The following is a 19,308-nucleotide window of genomic DNA, read 5'->3' as shown; positions in this document are numbered from 1 at the left end:
TGGTGGTGGAAGGCCGGCGACCACTTTGGATGGAGCAGGCGATGAGCCGGTGTGCGAATCCCAAGATCAGTACTGTCATACCCGCTCGCGACGAGGCGCGGAACCTCGAACTGGTGCTACCCGAGTTGTCCGAAGTCGAGCAGATCGTGCTCGTGGCCGGGTGGTCAGTGGACGGCACCAGGAAGGTCGCGCGTAGGGTCCGGCCGTCGACCGGAACCGTGACGCGGAAGTGGATCGGGAAGGGAAACGCACTGGCGCGCGGTTTCGAAGCCGCGCGCGGCGATGTCGTGGTGATGTTCGACGCCGACGGCTCCGCGGACCCGGCCGAGATCCCCGCTTTCGTGCAAGCCCGGGGCGCCGATTTCGCCAAAGGCACCAGATTCCATCCGGACGGCGGCAGTGAGGGCGGCACCGCCCTGCGCCGTACCGGCAACGCGGTCCTGAACCAGCTCACCAACCTGCTGTTCGGCACGGACTTCACCGATCTCCGTTACGGGTACAACGCGTTCTGGCGCGACATCGTGCTCAGGCTGGGGTTGCCGCCCGCGGACATCGGGCCGGGTGCGGACCAGGTCTGGGGCGACGGTTTCGAGATCGAGATCGTGCTCGACTGCCGGGCCGCCGCGGCCGGCCTGGAAATCGTCGAAGTGCCGAGCGTGGAACGACGCCGCGTTTTCGGCGGGACGAACCCGCGAACCTTCGCCGACGGCACCCGTGTCCTGCGGGCCATCCTGATCGAATATGGGCGCCGTAGGGCGCGGCGGCGGCAGCGGCTGTCGCCAGCGGGCGGTGTCACGGCGGGGGGATTGGTCTGATGGTCCGCCACGTCACCGCCACGCCGACTGTTTCGGTGGTCATCTGTGCCTACACCGGACGGCGATGGGGACAGTTGTGCGCCGCCGTGGCATCGGTGGCGGGGCAGACGCGGCCGGCCCGGGAGGTGTTGCTGGTCGTTGACCACAATCCGGGGCTGGCGGAACGGGCCCGTACAGGACTTCCCGGCGTCCGGGTGCTCGCGAGCGATGGCCCGCCCGGCCTGTCCGGCGCCCGGAACACCGGGATCGCGTACAGCATCGGCGAGATCATCGCCTTCCTCGACGATGACGCGACGGCCTCGCCGGACTGGCTGGAACGCCTTCTGGGCCCCTACGCCGATCCCGCGGTGCTCGCCGTCGGCGGTGCTGCCCGTCCACAATGGCCGTCCGGTTCGGACAGGCCCGGATGGCTGCCCGCGTCCGGAGTGCTTGACTGGGTCGTCGGCTGCAGCTACCTCGGACAGCCCACCGAACCGGCGGAAGTACGCAACCTCATGGGCTGCAACATGTCCTTCCGCCGCTCGGTGTTCGACGCGGTCGGGGGTTTTTCCACCGAGGTCGGCCGGCTCGGCGCACTGCCGCTGGGCTGTGAGGAGACGGAACTGTGCATCCGGGCCCGCCGGCGGTTCCCCGGCGGGCGGATCGTGTTCGAGCCCCGCGCCCGGGTCGGCCACGCCGTGAGCCGGGACCGGATCCGCTGGTCCTATCTGCGGCGCCGCGGCTGGGCAGAGGGAGTGTCCAAAGCGGTCGTGACCGGCATGACCGGTGCGCGTGACGCGCTTTCCACCGAACGCCGGTACCTCACGCGCGTCCTGCCCGCCGCGGCCGGGCAGAACCTGCGCCTGGCCGTCACCGGCCGTCCGGAAGGCGTGGCGGGTTTGCTCGGCATCGGTACCGCCGTGCTGAGCTCGGCGGCCGGCTACCTGTACAAGTCGGCGCGGCAGCGGAAGGCGGAACGACCCGCCGGGAACGGGGAATCGGATGCCACCTCCAACGGACTCGGCCGGGTGCCGATCCTCACCGGAGACCTGTACCTGGACCGGCCCCTGCCGGACCTCGATTTCGGCGGCCACTACCGGCATGCCCGCCTGCTCGTCTGGTTGTACGGCCGGCCGATCGGCCAGATCCAGCTTCCCTTGGGCCCTCGGCCATTCCCCGCGGACAGGCTCGCCGAGCACGTGTGGGCACGGCTTGGGGACGTCATAGCGGACCGCTGCGCCGAAACCGGAACGACCCGACCGGGCCACCTACCGGTGGAAAGCCTTCCACCACGGCAGGGCTCCAGGGTGCGGGACGAACCGGCGATCACCGTTGTGGTCGCGACGCGCGACCGCACCGAAAGCCTGCTGCGCTGCCTGGCTTCCCTGCGTCGCGTCGCGTATTCGGCCTTCGACGTCGTGGTCGTCGACAGCGCGCCACGCGACGACGACACCGCGGAGGCGCTGGCCGCTCGCACCTGGCCGTTCCCGCTGCGCTACCTGCGCGCGATCCGGCCGGGGCTGGCACTCGCGCACAACACGGCGCTGTCTTCGGTCACCGGAGAAATCGTCGCGTTCACCGACGACGACGTCGAGGTCCACCCGGACTGGCTGGGCGCGATCGCCGGCGCGTTCCGAAACTTCGACGCGACCTGCGTGACCGGCTTGATCCTGCCCGCCGAACTGGAGACCGAAGCGCAGTGCCTGGTGGAGCAGGCCGGCGGGTTCGCCCGGGGTTTCGACCGCCGCGCGTTCATCCGCGACATGCGGGGCGCCGGCCCGCTGTTCCCGTTCGCCGCGGGCCGGTTCGGATCCGGCGCGAACATGGCGTTCCGTACCGCCTGGCTGGCCGCGCGGGGCGGCTTCGATCCCGCCACGGGCGCGGGCAGCCCCGCCCGCGGCGGCGACGACCTGACCGCGTTCCTGCAGGTGATCATCGGCGGGGGGACGCTGGTCTACGAACCGGCGGCCGTGGTGCGGCATTGGCACCGGCGCGACTACGAAGCGATGCGCCGGCAGTCCCTCGGCTATGGAATGGGACTCGGCGCCTACCTCGCGGCGTCGCTGGCCGCGCGCCCGGCGCTGCTCGGCGCCATGCTCCGCCGGACGGTGCCGGCCGTGCGTCACCTGGTCGATCCGGCCTCGGCGAAGAACGCCCGGCGGGAACCGGGCTTTCCCCGCGAACTGGTTTGGCGCGAACGAGCCGGGCTGCTCGCCGGCCCGCTTGCGTACGCGCTGAGCCGGTGGCGCTGTCGGGATCTGCGCGATGGGGATCTGTCGGCACAACGGTCGGGAGGAACGGCGTGACCGCGGCGGACGCGACGGGTGCTTCCGCACCGGGCTGGCGGCGGCAACTGCTGCTGTGGCGCCAGCCGCTGTACCGCACCGGCCATCTGCTGGTGGTCAACTCGGTCGCCAGCTCGCTGTTCGGCGTGGCCTACTGGCTGCTCGTCGCCCGGCTCAACCCCCCGGACGTGGTCGGGCTCAACTCCGCGGTGGTGTCGGCGATGATGCTGCTCGCCGGCGCGGCCCAGCTGAACCTGATGAGCGCGTTGCTGCGGTTCGTGCCGACCGCCGGTGCCGCGGCCAGCCGGATGATCTTCCTGGCCTACCTGGTCGGCAGCGGGTTCAGTGGCCTGGCCGCGGTCGGGTTCCTGTTCGGCCTGCCCCTGTGGGCGGCCGACCTCGAAAGCCTGTTGTGGACGGGCCCGGCCGCCGCCGGGTTCGTGCTCGCGACCATGTGCTGGTCGCTGTTCGTGATGCAGGACAACGTGCTGGTCGCGGTGGGCCGCCCGGGGGTGGTTCCGGTGGAGAACTCGGCGTTCGCCGCGCTGAAGATCCTGGTCATCATCCCGTTCAGCCTGGCGGCGTTGGCCGGGGGGATCTGGCTGTCGTGGGCAGTGGGGATGGCGATCACGGTGGCCGGCACGACGGCTTACCTGTTCCTGCGCGCCGTGCCCGCCTTTGTGCGGGAAAGCTCGGTCCGCACCTCGCACGTCCCGTCGTTGCGCGAACTCGGCAGGTTCGTCGGGCCGGACTACCTCGGGTCACTCGCCTGGATCGCGGGCACGTCGCTGGCGCCACTGCTGGTCCTCGACCTGACCGACCCCGGTCGGTCGGCGGTGTTCGCGCTGGCGTGGTCGATCTGCATCACGCTGTACCAGGTGCCGATCGCGTTCGGACAGTCGCTTGTGGCGCATGGCGTCCGCAACCCCGGCCGGCTCGACGCCTACCACCGGCAGGCGCTGCGGCACACCATGGAAATCCTGGCGCCCGTGGTGGTGCTCGTCGTGGCCTTCGCGCCTTTCGGGCTGCGGGTGTTCGGTGACTGGTACGCCGACAACGGCACGGGCACGATGCGGCTGCTGGCGCTGTCCGCGGTGCCCAACGCGGTCGTCTCGCTGGTGGTGAGCAGGGCACGCGTGGCGCGCCGCATGACCACGGTCGTCGTCGTGCTGGTCACGCAGAGCGTGCTCGTACTGGGTTTCACCGCGTTGCTGGTGCCGCACATGGGCATCGTCGGCGCCGGCCTGGGGTGGCTGATCGCGCAGACGGCCGTCGCCGCGGCATTGCTGAGCCGGTCCGGCTTCGTCACCGTGTGGCGGCGGGGCCGCAGGTCGATCAGGAAAACCGTGCCCCGCTCGTCCGTGGCCGCGGCGCTCGCCGGCGGCCAGTGGCAGCGCGGCCGGACCCTGCCCACCGTGTCCGACACGGCCGTGATCATGGTGCGAAAGCCCGACGGCGAAGGCGGAGTACTCAAGATAACGACGAGCGAACCGGGTTCGGCCAGCTTGCGGAACGAGCGGGACACGCTCCGCCGCCTGCACTCCGACAGCCGGCTGGGCAGCTGGCGTGAGTTGCTGCCGTCCGTGCTCGGCGCCGGTGAACTCGACCGCGGCGGCTTCCTGCTGACCAGCCGGCTGCCTGGGCGAGACGGCCTGAAACAACCAGGTGGAGCCGCCACCGGCCTGACGGCGGCGGCGATGGACGCCATCGCTCCGCTGCACCGTCTTGGCCGGACTGTCCGGACGGTGGACGCCGAGCTGCTCGGCCGGTCGGTGTACGAACCGGCCGAGCACCTCCGGCGGATCGACGGCACCCGGTGCGCCGTCGACCGGCTGGCCGCCACGCTGCGTGAACAACTCGAGGGCCGGCGCGTCGGGGTCGGCTGGACTCACGGCGACTTCTTTCCGGGAAACGTCTTGGTCGGCACGGACGGCCGGGTGACGGGAATCGTCGACTGGGGCCAGGCACGCGAGCATGACCTGACGCTGCTCGACATCGCGTCGTGGCTGCTGTTCACGCGACGCCGGGCGCTGGGTGCGTCCGTGGCCGGTCGGCTGGGCAAGGGCGACTGCTGGACGCCGGAGGAGATGCGGTTGCTGAGCGCCGGCATGGACTCCGACTCGCTCAGCGGGCGGGCCCTGCTGCTGCTGGCGTGGCTCCGGCACGTGGCCGTCAACCTCGCCAAGTCCGATCGCTACGCCTCAAGCCCGCTGTGGGTGGGCAGCAGCGTCGTTCCCGTGCTGCGGCAGGTGGCCGATGACTGAATACAGCCGGACACTCGCGCGGGCGGGAACCGCTCACGAGCTCTCCGTTTCCGTTGTCGTCTGCTGTCACAGTTCGAAGCGGTGGCAGCGGCTGGTCTCTTCCGTCGCGTCGCTGCGGGAGCAGACCGCACCCGCGGAGATCGTGGTCGTCGTCGATCACTGCGCCCCGCTCGAGGGACGGGCGCGGAGCCTCTTCCCCCAGGACGTGCTGGTGGTCGCCAACTCCGAGCGGCCGGGGCTGTCCGGGGCCCGCAACACCGGGTTGCTGGTTAGCCGCGGGGACGTCGTCGCGTTCCTGGACGACGACGCCGTCGCCGAACCGGGGTGGCTGGCGGAACTGCTGGCGGCCTATGACGACCCGCGGGTGCTGGGCGTGGGCGGCCACGTCGAGCCGTCCTGGCCGGTGAGCCGGCCGTCCTGGTTCCCGCCCGAGTTCGACTGGGTGATCGGGTGCAGCCATCCGGGGCGGCCCGTGCGGCGCGACGAGGTGCGCGATTTCGTGGGTGCGAACATGTCGTTCCGCCGCGAGATCCTGACCGGAGTGGGCGGGTTCCGGACCGAGTTCGGCGGGGTGGGCGACCAGCCGGCCTCTTCGGGCGAAATCGAGCTGTGCGCGAGGCTGGCCCAGCGGTATCCGGACGGCGTCCTGCTCTACCAGCCGGCGGCCGGCGTCCGGCAGCATGTGCCGCCGGAACGGGCCACCTGGGCGTACTTCACGGCTCGCTGCCGTGCGGAGGGGCTGTCGAGGGCAGCAGTGTCCGATTCGGACGGTCACCCGCGCGCGCTCGACACCGAACGCGAGTATGTGCGTCGCGTGCTTCCGGCCGGAATCGCCCACGCGTTGCGTGCCGCGGTTTTCGAACGTGATCTGGCCGGGCTCGCCAGGGCCGGGGCGTCGCTCGGCGGGCTGGCCGCCACCTGCGCCGGTTACGCGGCGGTCCGGGTCCGGCAAGCCCGGACCATCCGGTCGGCGAAAGCGCTGGCCGTGCTGCTCATCGCGCTGACGCTGTGGGCGGTGTCGCTGCGCTCGGCAAATCCGCGGGCGATGAACGACTTCGGTCTCCTGTCGATTCTCCCGCCCACCTACTGGATGGGCTTCGCGCTGATCGTCGGCGGCGCCGTGGTGCTCAACCACCGCGGGAACACGTCCGGGCGTGTGCTGGCCGCGTACCTGACGGCGTTGATCGTCCAGCTGCACGGCACCCCCGCGATCCTCTACGGTTCGCCGCGCTACTCGTGGTCGTGGAAGCACCTGGGCATCGTCGATTTCATCACCAGGCGGAACATGGTCGATCCCGCGATCGGCACCCTGTCCGCCTATCACGGGTGGCCCGGCTTCTTCTCGCTCAACGCGGGCTTCGTCGACGCCGGGGGTCTTACCGGCGCGTTGAACTACGCCGCGTGGGCACCACCGGTGTTCGCGCTACTGGCCTTCCCTCCGCTGCGCCTGCTGTACGGGACTCTCGTGCCGGATCGCCGGCAGGTCTGGTTCGGTCTCCTGTTCTTCTACCTGGCCAACTGGGTCGGCCAGGAGTACTTCTCCCCGCAGGCGTTCGCGTTCGTGCTCTACCTGACGGTCCTCGCGGTGTGCCTGGCCTGGCTTCCCGCGGGCCGACCGGTGCCGCGGTGGGCCCGCTGGCTCGGCGGAGGCGTGCGGGCACGGAAGACCCTGCCGGCGCCGAGCCGCCGAGGAGTGCTCGCCGTCGTCGTCCTGTTGCTGATCGCGGTGGTGAGCTCGCATCAGCTAACGCCGTTCATGCTGCTGTCCGCGCTGACCTGCCTCGTGGTGACCAGGCAGATCAGGCCGGCGTGGCTGCTGCCGCTGCTGGTTGCCTTGATCGCCGCGTGGGACCTCACGGTGGCCGAGCCGTTTCTGAAACAGAACCTGTACTGGATCGTGGAATCCATCGGCCAGCCCACCGCCAACACCCAGAGCAACCTGGTGGACCTGAGCAACACCCCGTACGCCCAGAAGCTCGTCGGCTACGCCGACCGGTCGTTGACCGGCGCGATGTACCTGCTCGCGGGACTCGGCTGGCTGCGCGGCCACTGGACGCGCAGTCCCCGGATGGTCCCGGTGCTGCTGGCACTCAGCCCGTTTCCCCTGCTGGTGGCCAACAACTACGGCGGCGAGATGCTGTTCAGGATCTACCTCTTCGGGCTGCCGGGACTCGCGTTGCTCACCGCGGGACTGGTGTATCCCCAGGCGTCGACCCGGTTGTGGCGGGCTGTGTTCCCGGCGGCCCTGGCGGTCGCGGTGACGATCAGCCTGGCCTTCGCCTACTACGGCAAGGAGCGTGCCAACTACTTCACCTCGGAGGAGATCGAGGCGGAAATGTGGCTGTACGACAACGCGCCACCGAGATCACTCCTGATCGGTGCGACACCCGACTTCCCATGGGCGTTCCGGCACTACGAGCAGTACGACTACACGTTCCTGGAAAACCTCTCGGCCGAAGAGCGCCGTGACATCGCGGCGAAACCCACCGAAGCGATGCTCGACATGGTGGGCGACCATCCCGGCCGCGCCTTCCTCATCCTCACCCGTAGTGAGGACGTGTCGGCCCGCTATACCGGTCTGCTGAGGGCGGATGTGATGCCCCGTCTGCGCGCGCTGGCCGAAACCGGAGTGTTCCAGGTGGTCTACCGCAACCCGGAGGCCGTGATCGTCGAGGTGAAAGGCGCCGCGTCATGACGAGATTCCAGGTCGACCGGCGGCGGGCCACGGTGCTCGCTTGCGGGGCCACCGCGCTGGCTTTCGACCTCCTCGGAGCCGGCCAGCCGTGGCGCGTGCTCGCGGTCGTGGTCTTCATCGTGGTCGCCCCCGGCCTGGCGTTCGTACCGCTCATCCGCGGACTCGACGTCTGGACCCGCGGGGTGCTGATCGTGGCCGTGGGTCTCGCGCTGGGGGCGGCGGTGTCCGAAGCGCTCGCTCTGGCCCACATCTTCTCGGGCACGCTGTTGCTGCTCATGCTCGCCGGGGTGTCCGCGGTGGGCTGTGTGTTCCCGCGAGGTGCCCGATGAGCGACGAGCCGATTCCGGTTCTGCTGTACCACTCCGTGAACCGGGACCCGTCGGGGTGGATCGCGCCGTTCACCGTGGCGCCGGACACCTTCCTCCGCCACCTGGACCTGATCGCCGAGTCCGGCCGTACCGCGCTGACGGTCTCCGCGCTGCGTGCCGCCGTCGAGTCGGGAGCGCGCCCGGACCATCCGGTTGTGATCACCTTCGACGACGGTTTCCGTGACACGCTCGAGTTCGCCGCGCCGCTGCTCGCCAACCGCGGCATACCGGCGACGGTGTTCCTGACGACCGGCTTCCTCGGCCGCCGCAGCCCGGGTGGTGACCGGATGGTCAGCTGGAGCGCGCTGGGGGAGTTCGGCGAATTCGGCCATGCACTCGGCGCTCACTCGGTGACCCACCCGCAACTGGACGCGTTGCCGTCGAAAGCGGCGCGCGAGGAAATCGTGGCGTGCAAGGCCGCGTTGGAAGATCACCTCGGCGCGCCCGTGGAGCACTTCGCCTACCCGCACGGGTACTCCAGCCCGACCGTGCGGCGGCTGGTCGCGGAAGGCGGCTACCTGTCGGCTTGCGCGGTCAAGAACGCCTTCAGCAGCCGGTCCGACCCGCCGTACACGATCGCTCGGCTCACCGTGATGGCCAACACGAGTGACGGGCGACTGCGTGCCTGGCTGTCCGGCAGGGGAGCGCCGCCGGCGCGCAGCCGCGACCGGGTCGCCACCCGCGCCTGGCGAACCTACCGGCGGGCCCGTGCGGTCGTTCGCGGCGGGGATGCCCCATGAAGCCGCTGCTGGCGCCCGACCTGCTGGGCGGCGCGGACGTCCTCGCCGAGCGCCTGGACGACGCCCTGCGCGAGGAGCAATGGCTCGATGCCTTCCTGCTCGCGGCCGGGCTGAACCAGGTGATCGAGGACCGGCTCCATCCGGACCCGCTGTTGCTGCGCCGGACCGCCGGCTACCTGAGCGGATCGTCCTCTCCCGCGGCACGGGTGGCGGCGGGTACGGCCGACTTGCTCGGTGCGGTACTCAACGTCGCCACCGGCCCCACGCGGCGGAAATTGCTGCGAATCCGGCCCGAACTCGACGGGCTGGTCGCACGCCTGGCCACGCAGGTGGTCGCGCCGCGGCCGATCGACGGCCCGACGATGCCGGTACTGCCCACGCTCGACGCGGAGCCGCCGCGGGTGCCGTCCTGCTTCCGCAGTTTCGACCAGCATCCCGACGACGTGACCTGGCTGGTGGACGCGTTTCGCCGCCGCTACCCGGAAACCGGCGTCCCGCTGTGCGTGGTCGGCGTGCGCACCTCCGGCAGCTACCTCGCGCCACTCCACGCGGCCGCGTTACGTGCCGCCGGGACGTCTCACGTCGAGACGCTCACGTACCGGCCAGGCCGGCCCTTCCTGCGCTCCGAGCGCTCCGTGCTGACGGCCACCGCCCGCGCCGGCGGGTTCGTGCTTGTCGTCGACGACCCCCCGGGATCAGGCACCTCCCTGGCCACGACGGCGTCGGCGATCGGTCGGACCGGCGTGCCCGACGGCCGCATTGTCCTGCTCCTGTCGCTCTTCGGCGCGGCCGACGACGTGCCGGCCACGCTGCGCCGATGGCCCGTCGTGATCCAGGAATGGGCCGAGTGGAGCGTGCACCGCAGGCTCGCCGCACACTCGGTGCGCCCGGTGCTGGCCGGAATGGCCGGCGCCGGGGTCGCGCTGGGCGAGGTCCGGCCGCTGGGCTGGCGGGCACCGGCCAACGGGCGCGGGCACGTGCGGCGAAGGTTCGAGGTCCGGTTTTCCGATCGGCGCACCGGGAAGACGGACTGGCGGCAGATCCTCGTCGAGGGAGCCGGCCTTGGCTACTTCGGACGGCAGAGCATCGCGGTCGCCGACGCGCTTCCGGCCCACGTGCCCCGCGTCTACGGGTTCGCGGACGGTTTGCTGTACCGGGACTGGCTTCCGTCGCGCCCTTCGCCCGAGCCCCTGCTGGTCCGCACCGTCGCCGACTACGTCGTCGCAAGGCAGCGGTCGTTGCCGGCGTCTTCGGCGTCCGTGCGCCGCCTCGGCGGCCGGGATCCCGTGTGGGAGGTTGCCGCCACGCTGCTGGCGGCCCAGTACGGCCGGTTGTCCCCGCCGGTGAGGCCGGTGCTGTTCGAACCGATCATGCGGCGACTGCTCGCCAACGACGCTCCGACCGTCGTCGATGGCAAGACCGGCCACCGGCACTGGCTTCCCGACCCGTCCGACGCCGGCAGGCTGCGCAAGGTCGACTTCTACCAGCGGGCGTTCAGCCACCTCGAACTCACCTGCTACGACCCGGTCTTCGACCTGGCCGGAGCCGCCGCCGACCCGCCGGGCGCCGGGTTCGAGTCGCGGCTGCGGGCGGCTTACGCCGATGCCGGCGGGTGTCCGGTCGACGGGGAGCGGTGGCTGCTCTACCGGCTTACCCACCTCTGGCGCCTGGGCCGAGCGGGCGATCTGGATGGCGAGCGCGTGCACCGACGGTCCGCCGCGGCGGTCCACGACTATCTGGCCGAACTGTTCCTGCGTGACCTGCCACCTGCCACCGGACCGCTGTGCGCCCTCGACCTCGATGGCGTACTGGAATGCGACTCGCTGGGTTATCCGGTCACCTCACCGACCGGCATGCGGGCGCTGCGCGCGTTGATCGCCCACGGCTACCGGCCTGTGCCGGTCACCGGCAGATCCCTGCCCGAGGTTCGTGATCGGTGCGCGGCTTTCGGGCTCGCCGGCGGGGTCGCCGAGTACGGAGGCGTGATCCTGGTCGACAACGAGGTGGCCGACCTGCGGCCGCCGGCCGCGCGGGTCCTGCTTGACCGCGTCCGGCGCGAACTGTCCGTCCGCCCCGAGGTCCGGATCGACCCCCGGTACCGGTACTCCGTGCGTGCGCGCACGGCGAAGGGCCCGGTCCCCGCCGAGTGGATCCCGGCGGTCCCCGGCACGGTGGTCGTCCAGGGCCAGGGACAGACCGACATCACGGCCGCCGGAATCGACAAGGGAGCGGGCCTTCGCGTGCTCACCGCGCGGCTCTCCGCACCCGGCTGTGCGCTCGCGGTCGGAGACTCGCCGGCGGACCTTCCGATGCTCGCCGCGGCGTCCCTGGCGCGAGCCCCCCGCAACGCCCGCTTCGGCGACGAGGCCAACCTGACGTTCGGCCCACCCGTCACCCTGGGTCACTCCCGGCCACCCGGAACCAGACTGACCAGCCGCGGTTATCAGGCCGGACTCGTGCAAGCGTGCCGCGCACTGCTCGGCCACCACCCCGGCCGATGCCCGGTCTGCCGTCCGCCCGGCCTTCCTTCCCGCACCAGAACCTTGCTCGCCATCCTCGACCTGCGCGCCAACGGGCTGGCGTCAGTCCCGTGCCGCACCGCCGCGCTCGGCGTCTCGCTCCTGCGGAGGTATTGATGCCGCCCTTCGAAGTCGTCACGCCCGCACCGCGCGCCGCTTGGCACGCGCTGCTGGCCGAAGACCCCACCTCGCTGATCACCCAGACTCCCGAGTGGCTCGACTGCATCACCGCGATCAGCCCCTACCACGACACGAGCAGGCTGTACCGGTTCGACGACGGGCGGCAGGTGCTGTTACCCATGGTCGGCCGCCTGCCGGGACCGGTCTCGATCGAGGCGTCCTGGCCGTTCGACTGGGGCATCGGCGGGCCGGTGGTCGACGGCACGATCGGCGCGCGCCACACCGAGGCGATATACGCCGATCTCGTCGCCCAGCATGCCTTGCGTCTCACCTTCCGGCCGGGGCCGTTCGCGGATCCGGCCTGGCGGGCCGTGCCATCGCCGTTCCGGGCCACCGAGCACACGACACAGATCGTCGATCTCGACGGCGGTTTCGCGCAGGCGTGGTCGCACCGCTTCAGCGGTAACGTGCGGCGTGCCGTGCGTAAGGCCGAGCGCGCGGACCTCGAGGTGGAAGTCGCGCAAGGGAACCGGCTGATCGACGTGTTCCACGACCTCTACCTGCATTCGATCCGGCGCTGGGCGCGGCAGCGACACGAACCGCACGTGCTTGCTCTCCTGCGTGCGCATCATGCGAATCCTCGGCGGAAGTTCCACGCGGTAGCCCGCCGGCTCGGCGAACGCTGTGCGGTCTGGGTCGCGACGACCGCCGGGGAACCCGCGGCGGCGATCATCGTGCTGCGCCACGGCCGGCACGCCAAGTACTGGCGCGGTGCGATGAACGTCGAGTTGGCCAACCCGGCCAGGGCCAATGACCTGCTGCACCGCCTGGCGATCGAAGACGCGTGCGCGGCGGGCTGCCGCTACTACCACATGGGGGACAGCCGCCCGGCTTCCGGACTGGCCCGGTTCAAGGCCGGATTCGGCGCGCGGGCGTATCGGACCGACGCCTATCGGTATGAGCGGCTCCCGTTCACCGAACTCGAAACCCGGCTGCGCTCGACGGTCAAGCGATGCCTGCGGTTCCGCGATCGGTAGACGGGCTAGGGAGGAACCATGACCTGGTTGATCACCGGCGGCGCCGGCTACATCGGTGCCCATGTCGTCCGGGAGCTACGGCGCGCCGGGCGCGAGGTCGCCGTCCTCGACGACCTGTCCACAGGCGACATCGTGCGGCTGCCGGACGACGTGCCGCTCTACCGCGGGTCCGTTTTGGACACCAATCTGCTGGCCAGCGTGCTGCTCGCGCACCGGGCCACCGGGGTGGTCCACCTGGCCGGGCACAAGGCGGTGGCCGACTCGGTCGCCCATCCCCTCGACTACTACCAGCACAACGTTCTCGGCATGCACAGCCTGCTTTCCGCGCTCGTCCGCGCTGACGTGCCGCGTGTCGTTTTTTCGTCGACGGCCGCGGTTTACGGGATCACCTCCGAAGGCATCGCGAACGAGCGATCCCGGACCCAGCCGCTGTCACCCTACGGGCGCAGCAAACTGATGTGTGAATACATGCTGCGTGACGCCGCGACCGCTTACGGGCTGGCCTGGGTGTCGTTGCGGTACTTCAATGTCGGCGGGGCCGCGTACCCGTCGCTTGCCGACCACGGTGCCGACAATCTGATCCCGCGCGCGTTCAACGCCGTCGACAGCGGCCGGCCGTTGCCGGTGTTCGGGCTGGGGTATCCGACTCCGGACGGGACCTGCGTGCGTGATTACGTGCACGTCCTCGACCTGGCCGACGCTCATGCGACCGTCGTGCGGCGCCTGGAAGAATCGATGCCGCGCGAGGTGTACAACGTCGGCCGCGGCGAGGGCGCCAGCGTGCTCGAGGTCATCCGCGCGGTCGAACGTGCCACCGGAAGTCCTTGCCCCTGCCAGCCCGCGCCGCCACGCCCCGGAGACCCGGCAACGGTCGTGGCGGACACGGCGAAGATCGAAACCGAGCTTCGCTGGCATGCCCGATACGCCCTCGACGACATCGTCGGCAGCGCTTGGCGGGCATGGTCCGTCCACGCGGCCGCCCCGCTCCCGGGTGGACCTTGACCAGGGCTCGTACCACGCGAGCGGGGAACTCGGGCGTCGTGAATGGGCAACAGCCGCGTCACGAAAGCCGGACTCGCGCGTGTTCGGGAGGGGACTCGCGGGTTACGAGGAAGGGCGGGTGCGGAGGCCGAGGCGGGCCAGTTCCCAGCGGGCGAGTCTGGCGAGGACGGCCGGGTCGCGGTCACGCCAGCCGGCGGTGACATCGCCGGCGCCGGCCAGGCGGGACAGCCGTTGCGTCGTCAGGGCGCGCAGGGCGAGCAGGTCCTGGCCCGCTTCGCCCAGGTCCCGCAGCCTGACCGCGGCTGTCGCCCTGCTCACGAAGCGCCACCGCAACGGCAGCCAGGTCACCAGCAGGAACATCACCGGGACGGCGATGAGGACGACGGCGATCCACAACGCGAGGTTCTCCACCGCCTCGATCTGCCACCGTCCGGCGTCGGCGAGCTGGGTCCCGGCGGTGGACCCGCTGTGCAGCGCACCGGCCAGCGCGCCGCCGATCAGGGGAAGGTCGTCCGCGTGGTCCGCGGCGGCGTCGAAGGTGTTCCGCAGCCCCGATCCGGCGTTCACGAGCCCATCGCCGGGCGCGCGCAACTGCACCACCTGGTCGTGCACGGTAAGGCCCAGCCACACCGTACCGGCGATGACCATGATCGCGAAAAGATCGCTGACGATCTGGGCCGTGTAGCGGGCCGGGCGGTCGGCGTAGAGCTTCATGCGATTGTCCCCTTCGGCTGGCGCATGCTCGGCGAGCAAGGAAAACCTACCGCCCCCCGTGCCCGGGCGCCGTGCACCGCGGCCGGTCACCGGAGCCGCCGCGCCCGCCCCCCGCGGTCGTGAAAAGAAAACAGCTTTTCGAAACGCGGCCGGACCGAATACCCGGGAAAGCTGCGAAATCCGCGGTAAGAATCCGGAACTGGGTACCCCGGACCGTTGGCGAGATGGCAAGGACGTGGAAGACCTCAGTGACCCTTGGTCACCTCACAGGAGTTTCGCGGCAACCGGGGAGTCCGTGCAATGCCTGAAAGCGCATTCTCACTGCGCACCGTGGTCGTGGAAAAGGCGCCCACGTTCGGTGGTTCCGCGGCCCGATCGGGTGCCGGTACCTGGATCCCGTGCGGCGAGGTGATTCTCGCCGCCGGAGTTCCCGACACCCCGCGGAAGGCCGCCGCCTGTCTCTCGGCCGTCGTCGGCAACACCGTCCCGGCCGCCCGGCGGCAGGCGTTTCCGGCCGTTTCCTTCGTCATGCGGCACAGCTCGCTGCGATTCCGCTGGATGGAGGGCTGCGACTACTACCCCGAACTGCCCGGGGGATGTCGTGCCTGGCGCGCGGGACCGCGGCCGCACTGGCCGGCCAGAAGCCGCTTACCATGGGCCCGTCGCCGGCCGCCGGGTTGCGCGCCGGACTGCTCTCCACCGGTGTCCCGGTGTGGCCGAAGACGCCACTGCCCGACCTGAACATCGAAAACGGGCCCGCGGGACACCGTCACCAGGTTCAACGGTTTCGCGCTGGGCGTCGACGACGTCGACTTCCACCGCGGCGACAGCGTTTACGACCACTGCTACACCGGCCCGGCCATCCTGCCCGACTCGTGCCCGGCGGCGCTGTGGAAGCCGCCGTTCTACCCGTCCAATGCCCGGTGACCTGGGCACAAGGGTGGCATGGTCACCGATGCCCGCGCCAGGGTGCTCCGGGCCGACGGCTCGGGCATCCGTGGGCGGTATGCGGCGGCGCGGCCGTCATGGGAGCACGGCTACGCCATGACCTTCGGGTACATCGCCGGGACGACATCTGAGGAAAGGAACGATTCGCCCGATCCGTGGTCATGAATCCGAATAACCCGGCGGCGACCTGGGTAGCACTCGCGTAACGGGCGACGAACAGCGGGGGAGTGTTTTCCGGTGAAAGGTTCGACCCAGGTCGACGTGAGACAGACCGAGCGAGCGGGATGTCTCGTCCTGAGGTTGACCGGGCGCCTCGACTCGGTCAGCTACCTCGAAGTGCGGGATCTGCTCGTCAAGCTGGCGCTGGAGCAACCGCGCGCGGTGGTGGTGGACATCGACGAGCTCGAGGTGGCCGCCGAGCACGCCTTGACGGTGTTCTCCGCGGCGCGGGCGAAGGTCAGTGACTGGCCCGAGGTGCCGATCGTGGTGCTCGCCGCGGACGGGGCGCGGCACGCGTGGCTGACCCGGTGTGCGTTCAGCCGGTTCGTGCCGGTCTTCGCCACCGTCGACGAAGCCGTCCGCTCGGTCCGGACCCTGGCGCCGCGTCGCCGCGCCACCGCCGACTTCCCGCCTGCGGCGGGGAGTTCCGCGCCGGCGCGCCGGTTCGCCCGGCGGGTCTGTGCCGAATGGCGGGTCGGCCTGCCGATCGAGGAAATCCTCTGTGTCGTCTCGGAACTGGTCGAGAACGTGCTCAAGCACGCGGGCACGCCACTGCAGCTGAAACTCGAACTCCGCAACGGGCTGCTGACGGTGGCAGTCCGTGACGGCAGCCCCAGGCAGGCCATGCTCTGTCAAGGCCCGTCGGGGACGCCCGTGGGATACGGGTTGCGGCTCGTCGCCGAGTTCGCCCGCGCCTGGGGTTGTTCGCCGGATCTGCGGGGCGGGAAGGTCGTGTGGGCGGTGCTCACGGCCGGCCCGGAGTGGTTCCGGAAGTTCCCGCCATGGCGGCCCCGTCAGAAGGTGCTTTGAAACGCGGGCTAACGGCGTCCGGCGGTTTCGATCACCGCGTCGTGGATGCGCAGCGTCTCGTCCAGGCCGGTCAGCCTGAGCAGGCGGCACACGTGGGCGCCGGCGACCAGCCGCAGGGAGACATCCCGCTGCCCGGCCCGGTGTGCGATCTCCACCAGCGTGTCCAGTCCCGCGGCGCCGAAGAAGTCCACCTCGGAAACGTCGACCACCAGCAGGGTCGCCGCGTGGAGCTGCTCGGTCAGCACCGCGAGCAGCCGGGGCGCGGTGAGCAGGTCGACCTCCCCGTGCACGGACACCGTGGTGTCCGGACCGTCTCGCCGGACCCGCAGCCGCAGCAGCGCCTCGACAATCGAGACCGGCACCGGTCGCTCGGGCACCACGTTCGCCTCCATCCCGCCTGGAAGACGATGGGCGAGGCACCCGGCAGTGCGCGTGGGCGCCTCACGTCACGCTTACAGCCTACTGCCAACCGGCCCGTCCGTAACCAGGTCGAATGTCAGGTGACGTAGACGGGAGTGAACTCCACCGGGAGTGACGTCAGCCCGCGCGTCCACATCGACGGCCGCCACACCAGCGCCTCCGGCGGCACCGCCAGGTCGACGTCCGGCAGGCGGTCGAGCAGCACCTCGATGCCACCCTGGGCGATGGTCGCGGCCACGTCCTGGGCCGGGCGCGGGCAGCCGTGCTCCCCGTGGCTGAACGACATGTACGCCTGGTTGCCCGCCGAGCCGGCAGCCGTGTCGGCGGTGTCCGGGCTGGAGACCGGCCGCACCAGCGGGTCGGTGTTGGCCGCGGCCAGGCCGAGTACCAGCATGTCCCCGGCCTGGATGCGCCGGCCGGCGAGCTGGGTGTCCTGGGTGGCCCACCGGCCCACGAAGTTCTGGACCGGCGTCTCTTCCCACAGCACCTCGTTCAGCGTCTGGCCCACGCTGCGGCGCCCGCCCGACAGGCTGACCGCGAACCGCTCGTCGACCAGCATCAGCCGCAGCGCGTTGCCCATCCAGTCCGAGGTGGCCCGCTGGGCCGCGCTCATGGTGATGCACAGGTCGGTGGCGACCGTCTCGTCGGACGGCACCTCCGGGTGGGCCGGCATGCGCGACGACATGTCGGGGCCCGGTCGCTCCTTCTTCTCCGCGACCAGCCGCTGCGTCCTGGACATGATCCGTTCGTTCGCCCGAACCGCCTCGGGGCCTTCGGCGGCGGAGATGGCCAGGTCACGGACCAGGTCGGGAGCCTCGGTGTCGGGCAGCCCGAACAGCTTGGCCAGTACCAGCAGGGGGATTCGGTGGGTGTACTGCGCGATCAGGTCGGCCTTACCGCGTCCGGCGAAGGAGTCGATCAGGCTGTCGGCGATCCGCTCCACGTGCGCGCGCAGTTCGAACTGGTCGATGGCGGCGATGGCGGTGATGACGGTGATGGCGGTGATGGCATCGTGCACGGCCGCGGACTTCTGCCGGTACTGGTCCCCTTCGCTGTGGGTCGAGGAGCTCGCCGCGACCCCGTAGGGCCGCAACGACCAGTCCTCGGAGGCCAGGTGCCAGCTGTGCCGGCGGCCGAACAGGTGCGGGTTGCCGGTGACGTACTGGGCCTCGCGGTAGCCGAGCACCAGCCACGCGGGCACGTCGCCTTCGAGCAGCACCGGTGCCACCGGGCCGTACTCCTCGCGCATGTCGTGGTACACCTGCGCCGGGTTGTTCTCCAAGCGCGGGCCGTACAGCGCCGGCGGCTTCCGCCGGGCGATCCGCGCCGTGGTCTCGGACCCGTGGCGAGGGCTGGTCATGAGCGGGTTTCCCGGGCGGAGGACAGGGCGTGGAGGTGGTCGACGAGGGCGATCAGAACCTGCTTCGACGACTCGCGATCGCGTGCGTCACAGTCGACGAGCGGGACGTCCTCGGACAGGGTGAGCGCGTCGCGCACGGCGCCCAGGCTGTGGACCGGGCCCGGAAAGTTGTTCCGCGCCACGACGAACGGTGTGCCGTGGTGCTCGAGGCGGTCGATCGCGTACCACGAGTCGACCACGCGCCGGGTGTCCATCAGCACGACCGCGCCGAGCGCGCCGGCGAACAACCGGTCCCACAGGAACCAGAACCGCTCCTGACCGGGCGCGCCGAACAGATACAGCACGAGTTCGCCGCTGAGCGAGATCCGGCCGAAGTCGAAGGCGACGGTGGTGGTGGTCTTGCCGGCCACACCGCTGGTGTTGTCGATGCCGATCCCGGCCTGGGTCATGGTCTCTTCGGTGGACAGCGGCCGGATCTCGCTGACCGAGGAGACCATGGTGGTCTTGCCGACGCCGAACCCGCCCACGATGACGATCTTCACCGCGTCCGTCGCGGTGCCCGGGAGCGGCGTGCGGTCCTGCCCCGCCGGGATTTCAGAGATTCTGGAGTCCAACGAGCACCTTCTTCAGGAATGTGGCGTCGGGCCGGCCGGTCGCCTGGCCGGAGGCCCGCCGCGGGCCTCCGCCACGGGCCGAAGACGGGTGCCGCGCGCTGATCCGGTCCTGGCCGAGCAGGTCGCACAGCAGGATCTTCACCACGCTCACGGGCAGGCCCAGATACGACGAGATCTCGACCACCGCCATCGGCCGCCGGCACATCCGCAGGATCTCGACATGCTCGGACTGCATGCCCGGCGCCGGCTCGGACCGGCTCACGATCAGCGTGACCAGGTCCAGCGTGTCCTCGCTGGGCCTGCTCCGCCCGCCGGTCACGGTGTAGAGCCGGTCCGGCCGCTCGTCGTCCAAGCTTTTCCGCGTCATGCTGTTTCCTCCGCGAATTCGCGCGCGTTGCC

At 70.8% G+C, this 19,308-nt stretch carries 17 protein-coding genes; 12 read left to right on the top strand and 5 right to left on the bottom strand.

The window, feature by feature from the left end; all coding sequences use genetic code 11:
* Positions 1 to 41: 41 nt before the first annotated feature.
* From VJT49_RS11320 to galE, 9 genes are read left to right on the top strand one after another with little or no spacing between them, the layout of a single operon-like run.
* On the top strand, positions 42 to 815 hold the full coding sequence (locus tag VJT49_RS11320; protein ID WP_324164712.1) for a glycosyltransferase family 2 protein: 774 nt from the start codon (positions 42 to 44) through the stop codon (positions 813 to 815).
* Positions 815 to 3,100, top strand: a complete 2,286-nt coding sequence (locus VJT49_RS11315; protein WP_324164711.1) for a glycosyltransferase — start codon at positions 815 to 817, stop codon at positions 3,098 to 3,100. Before VJT49_RS11320 ends, VJT49_RS11315 begins: the two co-directional genes overlap by 1 nt.
* Positions 3,097 to 5,343 carry a phosphotransferase gene (locus tag VJT49_RS11310; protein ID WP_324164710.1) on the top strand — a complete coding sequence of 749 codons (2,247 nt, stop codon included), beginning with the start codon at positions 3,097 to 3,099 and terminating at the stop codon, positions 5,341 to 5,343. Before VJT49_RS11315 ends, VJT49_RS11310 begins: the two co-directional genes overlap by 4 nt.
* Complete coding sequence (locus tag VJT49_RS11305) at positions 5,336 to 8,038, top strand: glycosyltransferase (protein ID WP_324164709.1); 2,703 nt, start codon at positions 5,336 to 5,338, stop codon at positions 8,036 to 8,038. The genes VJT49_RS11310 and VJT49_RS11305 overlap by 8 nt, the downstream gene beginning before the upstream one ends.
* Complete coding sequence (locus tag VJT49_RS11300) at positions 8,035 to 8,367, top strand: hypothetical protein (RefSeq protein ID WP_324164708.1); 333 nt, start codon at positions 8,035 to 8,037, stop codon at positions 8,365 to 8,367. The genes VJT49_RS11305 and VJT49_RS11300 overlap by 4 nt, the downstream gene beginning before the upstream one ends.
* On the top strand, positions 8,364 to 9,146 hold the full coding sequence (locus VJT49_RS11295) for a polysaccharide deacetylase family protein (protein ID WP_324164707.1): 783 nt from the start codon (positions 8,364 to 8,366) through the stop codon (positions 9,144 to 9,146). The genes VJT49_RS11300 and VJT49_RS11295 overlap by 4 nt, the downstream gene beginning before the upstream one ends.
* Positions 9,143 to 11,782 carry an HAD hydrolase family protein gene (locus tag VJT49_RS11290; RefSeq protein ID WP_324164706.1) on the top strand — a complete coding sequence of 880 codons (2,640 nt, stop codon included), beginning with the start codon at positions 9,143 to 9,145 and terminating at the stop codon, positions 11,780 to 11,782. The genes VJT49_RS11295 and VJT49_RS11290 overlap by 4 nt, the downstream gene beginning before the upstream one ends.
* Complete coding sequence (locus VJT49_RS11285) at positions 11,782 to 12,822, top strand: GNAT family N-acetyltransferase (protein WP_324164705.1); 1,041 nt, start codon at positions 11,782 to 11,784, stop codon at positions 12,820 to 12,822. Before VJT49_RS11290 ends, VJT49_RS11285 begins: the two co-directional genes overlap by 1 nt.
* An 18-nt stretch (positions 12,823 to 12,840) precedes the next feature.
* Positions 12,841 to 13,824, top strand: coding sequence for a UDP-glucose 4-epimerase GalE (gene galE / locus VJT49_RS11280; protein WP_324164704.1), 984 nt, complete (start codon positions 12,841 to 12,843; stop codon positions 13,822 to 13,824).
* 102 nt (positions 13,825 to 13,926) lie between these two features.
* On the opposite strand, the gene VJT49_RS11275 is transcribed toward galE, so the two are convergent.
* Positions 13,927 to 14,538: a hypothetical protein gene (locus tag VJT49_RS11275; protein WP_324164703.1), complete on the bottom strand. Its 612-nt coding sequence runs from the start codon at positions 14,536 to 14,538 to the stop codon at positions 13,927 to 13,929.
* A gap of 300 nt (positions 14,539 to 14,838) precedes the next feature.
* Between VJT49_RS11275 and VJT49_RS11270 the strand changes: the two genes are divergently transcribed.
* The 3 genes from VJT49_RS11270 (at position 14,839) to VJT49_RS11260 (ending at position 16,515) form a co-directional block, all read left to right on the top strand.
* On the top strand, positions 14,839 to 15,279 hold the full coding sequence (locus tag VJT49_RS11270; protein ID WP_324164702.1) for a hypothetical protein: 441 nt from the start codon (positions 14,839 to 14,841) through the stop codon (positions 15,277 to 15,279).
* Positions 15,280 to 15,483: 204 nt separating this feature from the next.
* Complete coding sequence (locus tag VJT49_RS11265; protein WP_324164701.1) at positions 15,484 to 15,651, top strand: hypothetical protein; 168 nt, start codon at positions 15,484 to 15,486, stop codon at positions 15,649 to 15,651.
* A gap of 96 nt (positions 15,652 to 15,747) precedes the next feature.
* Complete coding sequence (locus tag VJT49_RS11260; RefSeq protein WP_324164700.1) at positions 15,748 to 16,515, top strand: STAS domain-containing protein; 768 nt, start codon at positions 15,748 to 15,750, stop codon at positions 16,513 to 16,515.
* Between the two features lie 8 nt (positions 16,516 to 16,523).
* Here VJT49_RS11260 and VJT49_RS11255 read toward each other — a convergent pair whose 3' ends face one another.
* The 4 genes from VJT49_RS11255 to VJT49_RS11240 form a co-directional block, all read right to left on the bottom strand.
* Positions 16,524 to 16,895: an STAS domain-containing protein gene (locus VJT49_RS11255; RefSeq protein WP_324164699.1), complete on the bottom strand. Its 372-nt coding sequence runs from the start codon at positions 16,893 to 16,895 to the stop codon at positions 16,524 to 16,526.
* 116 nt (positions 16,896 to 17,011) lie between these two features.
* Positions 17,012 to 18,295: a cytochrome P450 gene (locus VJT49_RS11250; RefSeq protein WP_324164698.1), complete on the bottom strand. Its 1,284-nt coding sequence runs from the start codon at positions 18,293 to 18,295 to the stop codon at positions 17,012 to 17,014.
* Positions 18,292 to 18,909 (bottom strand): ATP/GTP-binding protein, encoded by a 618-nt coding sequence (locus tag VJT49_RS11245; RefSeq protein WP_324164697.1) that lies wholly within the window; start codon positions 18,907 to 18,909, stop codon positions 18,292 to 18,294. The genes VJT49_RS11250 and VJT49_RS11245 overlap by 4 nt, the downstream gene beginning before the upstream one ends.
* Positions 18,890 to 19,276, bottom strand: coding sequence for a DUF742 domain-containing protein (locus VJT49_RS11240; protein WP_324164696.1), 387 nt, complete (start codon positions 19,274 to 19,276; stop codon positions 18,890 to 18,892). Before VJT49_RS11240 ends, VJT49_RS11245 begins: the two co-directional genes overlap by 20 nt.
* Between the last annotated feature and the right edge of the window lie 32 nt (positions 19,277 to 19,308).

Origin of the sequence: Amycolatopsis sp. (genome assembly GCF_035276945.1) — a bacterium.
GTDB lineage: Bacteria > Actinomycetota > Actinomycetes > Mycobacteriales > Pseudonocardiaceae > Amycolatopsis_E.
Note: the sequence above shows the minus strand (reverse complement) of the source record. Positions and strands in the feature narration are given on the sequence as shown.

Coding starts and splice junctions, on each gene's coding strand:
- VJT49_RS11320 (WP_324164712.1), top strand. CDS start 42: ATGAGCCGGTGTGCGAATCCCAAGATCAGTACTGTCATACCCGCTCGC.
- VJT49_RS11315 (WP_324164711.1), top strand. CDS start 815: ATGGTCCGCCACGTCACCGCCACGCCGACTGTTTCGGTGGTCATCTGT.
- VJT49_RS11305 (WP_324164709.1), top strand. CDS start 5,336: ATGACTGAATACAGCCGGACACTCGCGCGGGCGGGAACCGCTCACGAG.
- VJT49_RS11300 (WP_324164708.1), top strand. CDS start 8,035: ATGACGAGATTCCAGGTCGACCGGCGGCGGGCCACGGTGCTCGCTTGC.
- VJT49_RS11295 (WP_324164707.1), top strand. CDS start 8,364: ATGAGCGACGAGCCGATTCCGGTTCTGCTGTACCACTCCGTGAACCGG.
- VJT49_RS11290 (WP_324164706.1), top strand. CDS start 9,143: ATGAAGCCGCTGCTGGCGCCCGACCTGCTGGGCGGCGCGGACGTCCTC.
- VJT49_RS11285 (WP_324164705.1), top strand. CDS start 11,782: ATGCCGCCCTTCGAAGTCGTCACGCCCGCACCGCGCGCCGCTTGGCAC.
- galE (WP_324164704.1), top strand. CDS start 12,841: ATGACCTGGTTGATCACCGGCGGCGCCGGCTACATCGGTGCCCATGTC.
- VJT49_RS11275 (WP_324164703.1), bottom strand. CDS start 14,538: ATGAAGCTCTACGCCGACCGCCCGGCCCGCTACACGGCCCAGATCGTC.
- VJT49_RS11270 (WP_324164702.1), top strand. CDS start 14,839: ATGCCTGAAAGCGCATTCTCACTGCGCACCGTGGTCGTGGAAAAGGCG.
- VJT49_RS11265 (WP_324164701.1), top strand. CDS start 15,484: ATGGTCACCGATGCCCGCGCCAGGGTGCTCCGGGCCGACGGCTCGGGC.
- VJT49_RS11250 (WP_324164698.1), bottom strand. CDS start 18,295: ATGACCAGCCCTCGCCACGGGTCCGAGACCACGGCGCGGATCGCCCGG.
- VJT49_RS11240 (WP_324164696.1), bottom strand. CDS start 19,276: ATGACGCGGAAAAGCTTGGACGACGAGCGGCCGGACCGGCTCTACACC.